Here is a 12,963-nt window from a genome sequence, read left to right as displayed (position 1 = left end):
GAGAACAATTATGAAAATGTTGGAAATCAAAAATCTACACGCAAAAATTGATGGCAAAGAAATTTTGCGTGGTATCAATTTAACGGTCAATGCGGGCGAAGTGCATGCCATTATGGGGCCAAACGGTGCCGGTAAAAGCACATTATCTAATGTATTAACCGGCCGTGAAGGCTACGAAATCACCAAGGGTGAAGTCATCTATAAAGGTGAAAACCTGCTTGAGCTGGAACCTGAAGAACGGGCCAGACGCGGTGTGTTTCTGGCGTTCCAATACCCGGTGGAAATCCCCGGTGTCAGCAATATCTATCTGCTTAAAGCAGCATTAAATGCCGTGCGTAAGCATCAAGGTCTTGAAGAATTGGATGCGATTGATTTCCTGACTTTGGTTCGTAGCAAAATGCAGCTGGTCAAAATGGATGAGCAATTCTTGCACCGCAGTGTGAATGAAGGTTTCTCTGGCGGTGAGAAAAAACGTAATGAAATCCTGCAGATGGCTTTGCTGGAACCTGAGCTGGCGATTCTGGATGAAACCGATTCAGGCCTGGATATCGATGCCTTGCGTACAGTTTCGGAAGGTGTGAATGCGTTACGTAATTCAGATCGTTCTATCATTATGATCACTCATTACCAACGCTTACTGGATTACATTGTGCCGGATTATGTTCATGTGTTGTCCGAAGGACGCATAGTGAAGTCTGGTGATAAGGAATTGGCTAAGGAACTGGAAAAATCCGGTTACAGCTGGGTACATGATGCTCCAGAGCCAGAAGGGCAGCCTGCATGAAAGTATTAACTGACATCCATACCGATTTTGCTGCAGTAGCAACTAGCCGTGATGTCATGGCGGCCGACAATAGTCGCTGGCACACTTTGCGTCAGCAAGCCAAAGCTCAGTTTGAGCGTAATGGTTTGCCCGGCAGAAAAGAAGAAGATTGGAAATACACCAGTCTTTGGTCTTTAGGACAGGAACAATTTAAGCATCAGGTGAGCCAGCCAGGCATTGCTGACATTCATGAGTTGAAGTTGGTTGAAGATGCCTATCGCCTGGTGATTATCGATGGTCGTGTGGATTTGACTGCCTCATCACTTGATAAGCTGCCTGAAGGTTTAACCGTGAGTCCGTTATCGCAGTCAATTGAGCGGGCCAGTGAGTTTCTGAATCAACAAATCAGTATTGAAAAGCCGGGTTTTAATGCTTTAAACACGATGCTGATGAATGAAGGCATCTTTATTGAAGTTGCGGCGAATACTCAGATAGTTAAACCTATCGAACTTATCGTGGTAAATACTGGCCGTACTGAGCACTACGCAATGCATTTGCGTAATTTGATCGTGCTTAATGAAAGCAGCCAGGCAACGTTTATTGAAACCTATGCAGGTAACGATAAGGCAAATGGTTTAACCGAAGTCGTTACCGAAGTAAATCTGGCTGAGAACGCTGAATTATTTCACTACAAATTACAGCGTGAAGCGCTGAATCATTATCATATTGCAACGCTTGCCGCTAAACAGGCTGCCAACAGCAAATGGCATAACAACAATATTTCTCTTGGTGGCAAACTCGCCAGAAATGATATTCATAGCCAGTTGCTGGGAGAGCAATCCCATGTGACGCTGAATGGTTTGTATCTGGTGACTGGTGAGCAACATGTTGATAATCACACGCGGATTGATCATGCCGTGCCTAATACCACCAGTGACGAAATGTATAAAGGCGTTCTAGATCAGCAAAGCCATGCAGTATTTAACGGTAAAGTGATTGTGCACAAAGATGCACAGAAAACCGATGCCAACCAAAGCAATCGCAATTTGCTGTTATCACGTGGCTGCGAAATTGACACCAAACCGGAGATGGAAATCTACGCTGATGATGTCAAATGCGGACATGGCAGTGCAGTCGGTCAAATCAACGAAGATCAATTATTTTTCCTGCGTGCCCGTGGCCTGGATGAAATCAGCGCGCGCAGTCTGCTGACGTTTGCTTTTGCAGTTGATGTGATTGAACGTATATCGAATCAGGAGCTGAAAAAATCAATTACTGCGGTGATTGAAAAACGCTTACCGAAAGGTGGTACACATGAGTAATTTGAACATTAATGCTATTCGTGCGGATTTTCCAATCTTGCATCAAGAGATTAATGGTTATCCATTGGTGTATCTGGATAATGCAGCGACCAGCCAGAAGCCGCGTCAGGTGATTGATGCGGTCAGTCATTATTATCTGCACGACAATGCCAATATTCACCGCGGTGTGCACAAGCTGAGCCAGCGTTCTACGGATATGTATGAAGCGGCCAGAGGTAAAGTCCGTCAATTTCTGAATGCCAATTCGGATAAAGAAATCATCTTTACCCGTGGTGCTACTGAAGCGATTAACCTGGTAGCGCAAAGTTTTGTTAGACCAAAGTTGCAAGCTGGCGATGAAATATTGATCAGCCATCTGGAACATCACGCCAATATCGTGCCGTGGCAAATATTATGTGAACAGACTGGTGCCAAGCTGAAAGTGATCCCGATGACCCAAAGTGGGGAGCTGGATTTAACAGACTTTGATGCGATGCTCACACCACGCACCAGGATTCTCGCAATCGGTCAGGTTTCCAATGCTCTGGGTACCATCAATCCAGTCAAAGCCATGACAGCAAAAGCCCATGCGAAAAATATCCCGGTATTAATTGATGGGGCGCAGGCCGTACCGCATATGGTTGTTGATGTTAAAGATCTGGATTGCGATTTTTATGTATTTTCCGGTCACAAGATGTTTGCTCCTACCGGCATTGGTGCACTTTATGGACGTGAAGAGCTATTGAATGCCATGCCACCCTACCAGGGGGGGGGGGATATGATACTATCGGTAAGTTTTGAAAAAACCATCTACAACGAACTGCCGGCCAAGTTTGAAGCGGGTACACCGCATATTGCAGGTGTTATCGGCCTCGGTGCAGCCATAGATTATATGTGGCAGGTCGGCATCGATAATATTGCGACTCAGGAACATCATTTACTTGAGATCGCCACACGCAAAATTGAAGCGCTGTCCGGTGTTAACATCATTGGTACTGCCCCTGAAAAAGCTGCAGTCATCTCCTTTATGATTGAAGGCGTGCACCCGCATGATGTCGGCACCATTTTTGATCAACAAGGCGTGGCTATCCGTACTGGACATCACTGTGCCCAACCGGTAATGGAGTTTTACGATATTCCGGCAACTGCTCGTGCATCATTTGCGTTTTATAACTCGGAAGAAGAGATTGACGCATTGATTAACGCGATACAAAAAACACAGGAGCTTTTTGCCTGATGAGTGATTTAAGAGAGCTATACCAGCAAGTGATCATGGATCACAACAAACGCCCCAGAAACTTTCGCGAGATTGATCATGCCAATCATCTGGCGCATGGCAATAATCCGTTATGTGGCGACAAGCTGGTGGTTTACGTCAAGCTCGAAGGCGATGTAATCGAAGATGTCAGTTTCAAAGGCAGTGGCTGTGCGATATCAATGGCTTCTGCATCACTGATGACCGAAGCATTAAAAGGCAAAACGATCGATGAAGCTCAGGCGATTTATGAACAAGTTCATAAATCGATGACCGGTGAGGAGACTGACCGTAACTTGTTAGGCAAACTGGAAGTTTTAAGTGGTGTCAAAGAGTTTCCGGCACGGGTAAAATGCGCGACTTTATCTTGGCATACCGTGCATGCAGCGATAGACAGCGATCACGATATTTCGATTAGCACTGAGTAATTTTATGAATGATAATCAGGTACAACCTTTTACCGAAGCAGATTTGAAAGAAGATGTAATTGAGATGCTTAAAACCATCTTCGATCCGGAAATCCCAGTCAATATCTATGAACTGGGATTGATTTATGACATCGATATCAGTGCTTCCGGAAATGTGGTTATCAAAATGACCTTAACTGCACCGGGATGCCCTGTGGCACAAACATTCCCCGGTGATGTGGAAAACAAAATCAGTAGCATTGATGGGGTTAATAAAGTGCATGTTGAATTGGTCTGGGATCCACCTTGGACCCGCGATCAAATGAGCGAAGCAGCCCAACTGCAACTAGGCATGTTCTAGCCTCATTTCAAACTGCTGGATAACACCAAATCAAAGCAAAAAAAAACCGTGGATAGGTCTATCCACGGTTAATCAGATCGCATGACCAATCTGAAGAGGTAACAAACTTTAAGGCTACAGTAAGCAACTAGTTCAGGGTTGAGCCCCGAGAAAATTTCATTAGCAAGCTGTTGAAGCCAATCATAGACATCTGTTGCTATGCCGCATATAGGAGGAATTCCTTTTTATTTCCCTTGCGTGATATCTACTACTGTGCTTAATGGATGAGCCTATCAAGTTATATTTATCTACAATAAAAACAATTAAGCTTTAATCGTTAAATTAATTTAAAAACAATTGGTTAAGTTGGTTTTTCTGCAAGCTTACAATGGCTTTTAAAAAATAAGGAATTTCTCCTATATGGGATATTTTCCTCTTTGCCTACTATCCATGAACCACAGTCAAACTGAACTGGATGAGATGACAAACAATTTACCATTAACTTCTGCCAAACTTATGAAATTCAAATTGATGGAGCTGATTGACGATGTATTATTACACGACGGTTTCAGTGATATCCGGATAGAGGTTAAGATTCTTAAACGAGGCCAGAAAGAAGTGATTTTGCACTGCGGTAAGCAATATCGATTTGTTATTGATATGCAAGAAGTGAATGAAATCAACACCTCACAACGGTCCGTAGGTTGAATTAAACATCTCAACAATGAAGCTTATTTCAACGCCTGATTAAAAGCGTAAGATTTGTACCCATCGCTTTGGATTATTATCAGAACTTATCATGATGCAGCCGATTTACTTTAAAGAGGGTGGTTGAGTGAGTCAGAAAGATCCGGCGAGCATATAAATCTATTATGTATTTTGAATATCAGATCAAGTTTGAACTTCCTGTATACGGTAGCGTATTTTGACTAGCCAAACGGGTAGTTTTCATCCACATGCCAAGTAATTTCGAGACTACTTCATGAGCTTAAGAGGCCTGATTAACAGCCGAATATTACTTTCGGTAATCATCATCAGCATATTTGGCAGCATATTAACGATTTGGCAGGCGCGCCAATCTGTTGAGCGCGAAGTAAGCTCTTCTTTCAACCTGGCATTACAGATGATTGATTTAGGCTTCAGTCATTTATCACGAACAACCATGAGCGAATATGAGTGGTTGAGGCAAATCAGTGCTATTCAGCAAACACGGCATTTGCATATCAGTATCGTTAATGAAGATGGTGAAGAGGTGGAGTGGTTTGTTGCCGAGAGTGAAATTGAGGATGCTCCTCCTGACTGGTTTGTTCGAGCGGTGACAACAACTTATCCATCAGCAAATTACAATATCCATCTTGCGGATGGTCGTACCAAGCAGATTATTATTCGTGCTGATCCGTTGGATGAAATTGAAGAGGCCTGGGGAGAGTCAGTCGCCTATTTCTGGTCAGTTATCACGATGATTTGCGTTATTTTTCTGGCAATTAATATTGTTTTTAATTCGATGTTGCAGGCGGTTCGCAGTATCGTTGTGGGCTTACGCAGGGTGGAGTCAGGGCAATATGGACGCAAATTACCACCTTTCAAAATCAGTGAATTCGAGGCAATAGCAACCGAAATCAATCACTTGTCTGATGCATTAAAAGTGGCGAAAGATAATAATCAGGCTCTGGCCCGCCACACCATGCAGATCCAGGAGTCTGAAAGACGCAATTTGTCCCGTGAATTGCACGATGAAATGGGACAATCGCTTACCGCTGTAAAAGCGATGTCCACGGCTATTCGTCAACCGGGTGCTAATGTCACTAAAATTTCCGAATCAATTGCTGAAATCTGTAACCATTTAGCGGGCGTTGTTCGTTCTATGATGCGAACCTTGCATCCATTAAGCCTGGCTGATTTAGGGCTGGGGGCGACTTTATCTGATCTGGTCAGTGAGTGGCGCAGACGTTACCCGGAATTGGTGATCAAGCTGGATTATGACGAACGGCTGGATAATGTTGCCCATGAATTGGCTATTCATGTTTATCGAATAGCACAGGAATGTCTGACGAATGTGGTGCGCCATGCCAATGCATCTGAGGTAACATTGGTGATTAGACAGGAAGGTGAACAAACTTCTCCTCGTGTGGTTATGCGCATTCGCGATAACGGGCAAGGCGGGGAGTCAGCAGGTAATGGTTTTGGTGTGCTGGCAATGCGGGAACGAGTAGAAAATATGGGAGGTCGTTTCAGATTTGAATCTGAGGCGGGAAAAGGGGTTTGCGTAAGTGCGTGGATGCCAATCATTGAGAAATCAGAAAATGAATGAAAAAAAGATTAGTGTGTTGCTGGTAGATGATCATCAGGTCGTTCGGGCTGGATTCAGAATGCTTTTGGACTCTCAACCGTTTATCGGCAATATTGTCGATGTCGATCGAGGAGAACTGGCCTGTCATGAATATGACCGGCAGCGTCCAGATGTGGTGGTGATGGATTTATCCATGCCCGGCATTGGCGGCTTGGAAACGATTCGCCGTTTAAAAAAGCAGGATCCACAAGCCACGGTTCTGGTTTACAGCATCCATGACGAATCGATTTATGTGGAACGGGCTATTCAGGCTGGCGCAAGAGGCTATGTCACCAAGAACAGTGCTGCAGAAGTATTAGCTGAAGCTGTGTTAGCTGTATCTCAGGGAAAACGGTATATCGAACAGGACATCCTGCCGAATATCGATGACTTCAGACATCCGTCAGATACCCTACATTACGGTCAGGTTGTAGAGCTGTTATCACCGAGAGAGTTTGATGTGTTTTGCCTGACGGCGAGAGGAATGACAGCACACGAAGTCGCAGCCGAATTGCACTTAGGCTACAAAACAGTGGCTAATTACAATACTCAGATTAAAAATAAACTTAATGTAAATACCACTGCGGATTTGGCAAATATTGCTGTAGTCCTGGGCATCATAAAACACTAGAAAAATGCCCGGCCATTGATAGTTATGTGTTTATTAAATATTCAACAGACCACTTGAATTATTTTCAGGCATCCCAATTTTGCTGATCAGAAGACATTATTCGTCTTCCTGATGAAAAGTTTTGGAGGTGTTTTATGGCTATTCAACGTTACAGACCATACAGTTTGCTTGATAACCTGCAGCGTGAAATGTCGTCCTTATTTCAAGTTCCGGCCACGGAAACTAACTTCAGTCAAGAAGATTGGACGCCGGCTGTGGATATTCAGGAAAACGCAGACAACTTTATTATTCATGCCGATTTACCTGGTGTAAAAGCGGCAGATATTGAAGTTACAGCAGAAAACGGCCTGCTGACAATTAAAGGTGTTCGCGATAGCAACAAAGTGGAAGAGAAAGATAATTACAAACGTATTGAGCGATTCAGCGGCAGTTTTATGCGGCGATTTACGTTGCCTGAAACGGCAGATGTTGAACGGATCAATGCGACTTCACGTGATGGCGTGCTCGAATTAACCATTCCTAAAATGCCGCAGCTTCAACCGAAACGTATTGAGGTGAATGTCCAGTAACAAAATGAAAAGGCTCCAAAAAAATTAGTTTTTGGAGCCTTCTTTCATCTTAAGATGTTATTTAACCCGCATGCCAGGGGTAGCACCATCGTCAGGATTTAGAATAAACAGATCCTTCCCACCAGGTCCTGCGGCCAGCACCATACCTTCGGATAAACCAAAACGCATTTTACGCGGGGCCAGATTGGCGACCATGACGGTTAATTTACCCACCAGATCTTCTGGTGCATAAGCCGATTTAATGCCGGCAAATACCTGTTTTTCAGCCAACCCAATATCCAGCGTCAGTTTCAGCAGCTTTTCAGCACCTTCGACATGCTCTGCATTGACGATTTTGGCAATGCGTAAGTCAATTTTGGCAAAGTCATCAAACTGAATTTCATCGGCAATCGGATCAATATTTTCAGCCGTTTTGCCTGGTGCAGCAGTCACGGTCATATTTTCTTTGGACTCTTCAATGATCGCATCAATCTTGTTTTGCTCGACTCGGGTCATTAACGGTTTGAATCCAGCAATAGTATGGCCCAGTAAAGGTGACGCAATATCAGTCCACTGCAATGCGTCAATATTTAAAAAGGCTTCAGCCTGTTCGGCCGTACGTGGTAATACCGGTTTGAGATAGGCAATCAGCACCCGAAACAAATTGATGCCCATGCTGCAAACGGCCTGAACTTCAGCATCTTTGCCTTCTTCTTTAGCCAGCACCCAGGGCTTTTGTTCGTCAATATACTGGTTGGCTTTATCAGCAAGTGCCATGATTTCGCGCATAGCCTGAGCAAATTCACGGTTATCATAGCGTTTAGCAATCGATTCAGACTGATCAGCGAATGCTTTAAACAATGCTTCATCTATCAATGAATCGCTTAACTTGCCATCAAAGCGTTTATTGATAAAACCGGCACAGCGACTGGCAATGTTTACTACTTTGCCAACCAAATCAGAGTTAATTCGACTCTGGAAATCTTCCAGACTCAGATCGATGTCTTCAATGGTGTTATTCAGTTTGGCAGCAAAGTAATAACGTAGATATTCCGGATTAAGATGATTCAGATAGGTACGCGCTTTAATAAAGGTACCGCGCGATTTAGACATCTTTTTGCCATCAACCGTGAGAAAGCCATGGGCATAAACCCGATTTGGTAATCTGAAACCAGCACCTTTCAGCATGGCCGGCCAAAACAGGGCGTGGAAATAGATAATGTCCTTGCCGATAAAATGCACCATTTCAGTCGGGCTGTCGGCACGCATGAATTCATTAAAATCCACATCGGTTCGGTCACAGTAATTTTTGAAACTGGCTAAATAGCCAATCGGTGCATCCAACCACACATAGAAAAACTTGTTCGGTGCATCGGGAATTTCAAAACCAAAGTAGGGCGCGTCACGCGAGATATCCCAATCCTGCAAACCACTGTCAAACCATTCGCCAAGCTTGCGACCGACTTCTGCCTGTAAATGATCACCTTGGGTCCACTCGCGCAATAGCGGTTCAAAATTACCTAATTTGAAAAAGTAATGTTCTGATTCTTTGGTGATCGGTGTTGCGCCGGAAACGGCAGAAACCGGATTTTTCAATTCAGTCGGATCATAGGTCGCACCGCAGACTTCACAGTTATCGCCATATTGATCGGCAGCACCGCATTTAGGGCATTCACCACGAATAAAACGATCCGGCAGGAACATTTCTTTTTCTGGATCATAGGCCTGACTGATAGTACGGCTTTCAATATGACCGGCATCACGGTTTGCCAGATAAATCTGGCTGGCCAGTTGGCGATTTTCTTCGCTGTGGGTGCTGTGATAGTTATCAAAACCAATCGCAAACTCGGCAAAATCAGCCTGATGTTCCTTGCTGACGTCGGCAATCAATTGTTCCGGCGTGATGCCCTCATTTTGTGCGCGCAACATGATAGGTGTGCCGTGGGCATCATCAGCACAAACATAATGACATTCATGTCCACGCATTTTTTGAAAACGCACCCAGATATCTGTCTGAATATATTCAACAAGATGTCCCAGATGGATAGAACCATTGGCATAGGGAAGTGCGCTGGTGACCAGAATTTTTCGTTGCATAAATAAACCGGAATTAAGCCGTTAGAAAACCGTCAAAGATACCAGATTTACTTTGCAGACTCTATTTTCAATGTTGTGGCATTGTTGCGTTGAAATGCCATGCTAATTGCTTTAGATTGAGGCTATATCTGCCGTGACGGCAATTCCTAGCTGTAAGAGAGCCTGATGGAACTGAATTTACATGATATACATGCCGAGTCAATTGAGCTGGCACTGGATCGGGCGCGACAATATCGTTCGTTGCTAGAGCCCGAAATTGCTGAAAGTATCTGTCTGGATATTCTCAATATCGAGCCGGAAAACCAGGCAGCGCTGGTGGTTTATATTCTGGCATTGACAGATCAGATCAGCATCAGCGGCAGTCAGTCGCCGTTTCAGGACATTGAAGTGGCTATCGCCAAACTCAGCAGCGAATATAAACAGATTTATTACACTGGCATCGTGCTGGAACGTCGGGCCCGCTTTATGCTGACGCAGCCCATGTCGCGTGCGTTTGCTTATGATTATTTTATTAAGGCGCTGGAATGTTATCAGCAGGCAGAACAAATGCGACCGGACCATAACGATGAAGCCACTCTGCGCTGGAATAGCTGTGTGCGTACCATACAGCGTGAAAAACTTGAACCGCTGTCGGACACTGATCAAATTGTTATGAGCCGGGAAAGCTGATGGCATTGTTGCAGGTTAAAAAACGCCTGATGGCGATGGCGGGTCTGGTGCTGACCGCTTATCTTGTTTTTCACATGCTCAGTAATCTGAGCTTCTTCAGTCCCGGACAGTATCAGGCGTTTTATGATTTTTATAATCAACCACTGATTCGCTGGCCCTTGTGGATATTAGTCGCGGCATCATTGGTATTTCATGTAATTGTTGCGGTGCAAATCCGATTGCATAACAGCAAAGCAAGGGTTCAAGCCTATCAACATCGACAACATCATTTTATTCCCGCCTGGCTGGTTTCAATTGTTATCACGCTGATCCTGCTGTTTATTGTCTGGCATATGGCTCAAATGTGGGCGTTCGGCGGTGCTGATATCTACGGTCAGACACTTAATTTATTCAGCTCGGTTTGGCAATTAGTGATCTATTTGGGCGGCGTACTGCTGTTAGGCTTGCACTTGCAGCATTCATTAACCAATGTCTTGCAAACACTGGGAAAAACCTCCAAACAGTTTTACTGGTTAAGCACCGCTGTTGTGGTGTTATTAGTGTTGGGATTTGCCATTGTCCCTATAGTGGCCTACTGGAAAGCATAATGACCGAAGAACAACAACTGGATGGCTTTTCACCTAAAGGCCCACTGGAACAACGCTGGACCCAGCATAAATATAATTTACGGGTGGTCAGTCCGGCCAATCGTAAACGGTATCGGGTGATTGTGGTGGGAACGGGTTTAGCCGGGGCATCTGCTGCTGCTTCACTTGCAGAGATGGGCTATCAGGTGAAAACCTTCTGTTTTCAGGATAGCCCGCGAAGAGCGCATAGTATTGCAGCCCAAGGTGGTATTAATGCTGCCAAAAATTACCACAATGATGGTGATAGTGTCTGGCGTCTGTTTTACGACATGATAAAAGGTGGCGATTTTCGGGCCCGTGAATCCAATGTGTTTCGTCTGGCTGAATTGAGCACTGCCATTATTGATCAAGCTGTGGCGCAAGGTGTGCCATTTGCTCGTGAATACAGTGGTTATCTGGCTAACCGCTCATTCGGTGGTGCGCAGGTTTCCCGAACTTTTTATGCCCGCGGTCAAACCGGTCAGCAGTTACTACTCGGTGCCTATCAGGCGATGAGCCGGCAGATTGCCGAAGGACATATTGAGCATTTTTCACGATGTGAAATGCAGGATTTGATCAAAATTGACGGTCAGGCCAAAGGCATTGTGGTCAGGGATTTACTGACCGGGGAATTAAGTTCACATCTGGCGGATTGTGTAGTGCTTTGCACCGGCGGCTACAGTAATGCCTTTTATCTGTCGACCAACGCCAAAGGTTGTAACACGTCAGCTATCTGGCGAGCCCATAAGCACGGAGCATTATTTGCCAATCCCTGTTTTACCCAGATTCATCCAACCTGCATCCCACAACATGGTGAGTTGCAATCCAAACTGACCTTGATGAGTGAATCATTGCGTAATGATGGTCGTATCTGGGCACCGAAAAATCCGGCGGATTGTGGTCGCGATCCGCGAGATATCCTGGAACAGGATCGAGATTATTTTCTGGAACGCATGTATCCGGCGTTTGGCAATCTGGTGCCGCGGGATATTGCCTCGCGGGCAGTTAAACATATTTGTGACGACGGACGTGGTGTGGGCCATGAGATTAATGGTCAGAAACTGGGCGTATATCTGGATTTTGCCGATGCCATCAAACAGCAGGGCGCGGATGTCATTAATGAAAAATATGGCAATCTGTTTGATATGTATCAACGAATTACTTCCGAAGATCCGACCCAACAGCCAATGCGAATTTACCCTGCCGTGCATTACACCATGGGTGGTTTATGGGTGGACTACAATCTGATGACATCAGTGGATGGTCTGTTTGCTGGTGGCGAAGCCAACTTTTCCGATCATGGTGCCAATCGACTGGGGGCCAGTGCATTAATGCAAGGTCTGGCAGATGGGTATTTTATTCTGCCAACCACGGTGTCTGATTATCTCGCCAGACAAACGCCACTGAAAGATAAAGACTATCCTGAAGTAGAGCAGGCGATGAACTATTCCCAGGCGCGTCTGGACAGACTGCTGAATGCGCCGGAACCCCAACAGACCCCAGATTATTTTCATCGCCGTCTTGGGAAAATTCTCTGGGATCATTGCGGCATGGCGCGAAATGAATTTGCATTGAAGCAGGCCATCGAAGAAATTCAGCAACTGCGTGAACAGTTCTGGCGTGAAATCAAAATCAGTGGCAACGATAAACAGCTTAATCAAACTCTGGAAAGAGCCGGCAGGGTCGCTGACTTTATGGAGCTGGGTGAATTAATGTGCATTGATGCCCTGGCCCGAGAAGAGTCCTGTGGTTGTCATGCACGAGTAGAACATTTAACCGCCAACGGGGAAGTACAGCGGCGCGATGGTGAGTTTGGTTTTGTTTCGGCATGGCAATATACAGGCGATGTCATTCAGCCGAAGCTGGTCAAAGAGCCTTTGCATTTTGATTTTGTCAGCCCTGGGATACGGAATTACCAATGAATTTTATTCTGCATATATGGCGTCAGGCCTCATCCCAAGATGATGGTTTTTTTGAAAAGCACGAGCTGGAAGTCGAAGCTGAATCTTCTTTTCTGG

General features: G+C 45.0%; 13 protein-coding genes. 12 read left to right on the top strand and 1 reads right to left on the bottom strand.

Annotated elements, in window-relative coordinates; translation table 11 throughout:
- The first annotated feature begins 16 nt into the window (after positions 1-16).
- The 9 genes from sufC (at position 17) to Q7V21_RS12555 (ending at position 7,595) form a co-directional block, all read left to right on the top strand.
- Entirely contained in the window at positions 17-784 is a 768-nt protein-coding gene (gene sufC / locus Q7V21_RS12595) for a Fe-S cluster assembly ATPase SufC (protein WP_304917633.1), read from the top strand.
- Positions 781-2,085 (top strand): Fe-S cluster assembly protein SufD, encoded by a 1,305-nt coding sequence (sufD, locus tag Q7V21_RS12590; protein WP_304917632.1) that lies wholly within the window; start codon positions 781-783, stop codon positions 2,083-2,085. The genes sufC and sufD overlap by 4 nt, the downstream gene beginning before the upstream one ends.
- Positions 2,078-3,301, top strand: a complete 1,224-nt coding sequence (locus tag Q7V21_RS12585; protein ID WP_304917631.1) for a cysteine desulfurase — start codon at positions 2,078-2,080, stop codon at positions 3,299-3,301. Before sufD ends, Q7V21_RS12585 begins: the two co-directional genes overlap by 8 nt.
- A complete protein-coding gene (sufU, locus tag Q7V21_RS12580; protein WP_304917630.1) occupies positions 3,301-3,747 on the top strand; it encodes a Fe-S cluster assembly sulfur transfer protein SufU in 447 nt (148 codons plus the stop codon). Before Q7V21_RS12585 ends, sufU begins: the two co-directional genes overlap by 1 nt.
- Positions 3,748-3,751: 4 nt before the next feature.
- On the top strand, positions 3,752-4,087 hold the full coding sequence (locus Q7V21_RS12575; protein ID WP_304917629.1) for an SUF system Fe-S cluster assembly protein: 336 nt from the start codon (positions 3,752-3,754) through the stop codon (positions 4,085-4,087).
- 429 nt (positions 4,088-4,516) lie between these two features.
- Positions 4,517-4,774 carry a hypothetical protein gene (locus Q7V21_RS12570; protein ID WP_304917628.1) on the top strand — a complete coding sequence of 86 codons (258 nt, stop codon included), beginning with the start codon at positions 4,517-4,519 and terminating at the stop codon, positions 4,772-4,774.
- 274 nt (positions 4,775-5,048) lie between these two features.
- The gene (locus Q7V21_RS12565; RefSeq protein WP_304917627.1) at positions 5,049-6,377 is read left to right on the top strand and encodes an ATP-binding protein; all 1,329 of its coding nucleotides are present in this window, start codon (positions 5,049-5,051) and stop codon (positions 6,375-6,377) included.
- Complete coding sequence (locus tag Q7V21_RS12560; protein ID WP_304917626.1) at positions 6,370-7,026, top strand: response regulator transcription factor; 657 nt, start codon at positions 6,370-6,372, stop codon at positions 7,024-7,026. The genes Q7V21_RS12565 and Q7V21_RS12560 overlap by 8 nt, the downstream gene beginning before the upstream one ends.
- A 134-nt stretch (positions 7,027-7,160) precedes the next feature.
- Entirely contained in the window at positions 7,161-7,595 is a 435-nt protein-coding gene (locus Q7V21_RS12555) for an Hsp20/alpha crystallin family protein (RefSeq protein WP_304917625.1), read from the top strand.
- A 57-nt stretch (positions 7,596-7,652) separates the two neighbouring features.
- On the opposite strand, the gene metG is transcribed toward Q7V21_RS12555, so the two are convergent.
- Positions 7,653-9,671, bottom strand: a complete 2,019-nt coding sequence (gene metG / locus Q7V21_RS12550; RefSeq protein WP_304917624.1) for a methionine--tRNA ligase — start codon at positions 9,669-9,671, stop codon at positions 7,653-7,655.
- A 165-nt stretch (positions 9,672-9,836) separates the two neighbouring features.
- Between metG and Q7V21_RS12545 the strand changes: the two genes are divergently transcribed.
- From Q7V21_RS12545 to Q7V21_RS12535, 3 genes are read left to right on the top strand one after another with little or no spacing between them, the layout of a single operon-like run.
- Entirely contained in the window at positions 9,837-10,340 is a 504-nt protein-coding gene (locus Q7V21_RS12545) for a hypothetical protein (protein ID WP_304917623.1), read from the top strand.
- Positions 10,340-10,927: a succinate dehydrogenase gene (locus tag Q7V21_RS12540; protein WP_304917622.1), complete on the top strand. Its 588-nt coding sequence runs from the start codon at positions 10,340-10,342 to the stop codon at positions 10,925-10,927. The genes Q7V21_RS12545 and Q7V21_RS12540 overlap by 1 nt, the downstream gene beginning before the upstream one ends.
- Positions 10,927-12,867, top strand: a complete 1,941-nt coding sequence (locus Q7V21_RS12535; RefSeq protein WP_304917621.1) for a fumarate reductase/succinate dehydrogenase flavoprotein subunit — start codon at positions 10,927-10,929, stop codon at positions 12,865-12,867. Before Q7V21_RS12540 ends, Q7V21_RS12535 begins: the two co-directional genes overlap by 1 nt.
- Positions 12,868-12,963: the final 96 nt, after the last annotated feature.

It is taken from the genome of Methylophaga sp. (assembly GCF_030651745.1).
This window is presented reverse-complemented; position numbering and strand designations above follow the sequence as displayed.

Coding starts and splice junctions, on each gene's coding strand:
- Q7V21_RS12570 (WP_304917628.1), top strand. CDS start 4,517: ATGAACCACAGTCAAACTGAACTGGATGAGATGACAAACAATTTACCA.
- sufC (WP_304917633.1), top strand. CDS start 17: ATGTTGGAAATCAAAAATCTACACGCAAAAATTGATGGCAAAGAAATT.
- metG (WP_304917624.1), bottom strand. CDS start 9,671: ATGCAACGAAAAATTCTGGTCACCAGCGCACTTCCCTATGCCAATGGT.
- Q7V21_RS12535 (WP_304917621.1), top strand. CDS start 10,927: ATGACCGAAGAACAACAACTGGATGGCTTTTCACCTAAAGGCCCACTG.
- Q7V21_RS12545 (WP_304917623.1), top strand. CDS start 9,837: ATGGAACTGAATTTACATGATATACATGCCGAGTCAATTGAGCTGGCA.
- Q7V21_RS12565 (WP_304917627.1), top strand. CDS start 5,049: ATGAGCTTAAGAGGCCTGATTAACAGCCGAATATTACTTTCGGTAATC.
- Q7V21_RS12560 (WP_304917626.1), top strand. CDS start 6,370: ATGAATGAAAAAAAGATTAGTGTGTTGCTGGTAGATGATCATCAGGTC.
- Q7V21_RS12540 (WP_304917622.1), top strand. CDS start 10,340: ATGGCATTGTTGCAGGTTAAAAAACGCCTGATGGCGATGGCGGGTCTG.
- sufD (WP_304917632.1), top strand. CDS start 781: ATGAAAGTATTAACTGACATCCATACCGATTTTGCTGCAGTAGCAACT.
- sufU (WP_304917630.1), top strand. CDS start 3,301: ATGAGTGATTTAAGAGAGCTATACCAGCAAGTGATCATGGATCACAAC.
- Q7V21_RS12575 (WP_304917629.1), top strand. CDS start 3,752: ATGAATGATAATCAGGTACAACCTTTTACCGAAGCAGATTTGAAAGAA.
- Q7V21_RS12585 (WP_304917631.1), top strand. CDS start 2,078: ATGAGTAATTTGAACATTAATGCTATTCGTGCGGATTTTCCAATCTTG.
- Q7V21_RS12555 (WP_304917625.1), top strand. CDS start 7,161: ATGGCTATTCAACGTTACAGACCATACAGTTTGCTTGATAACCTGCAG.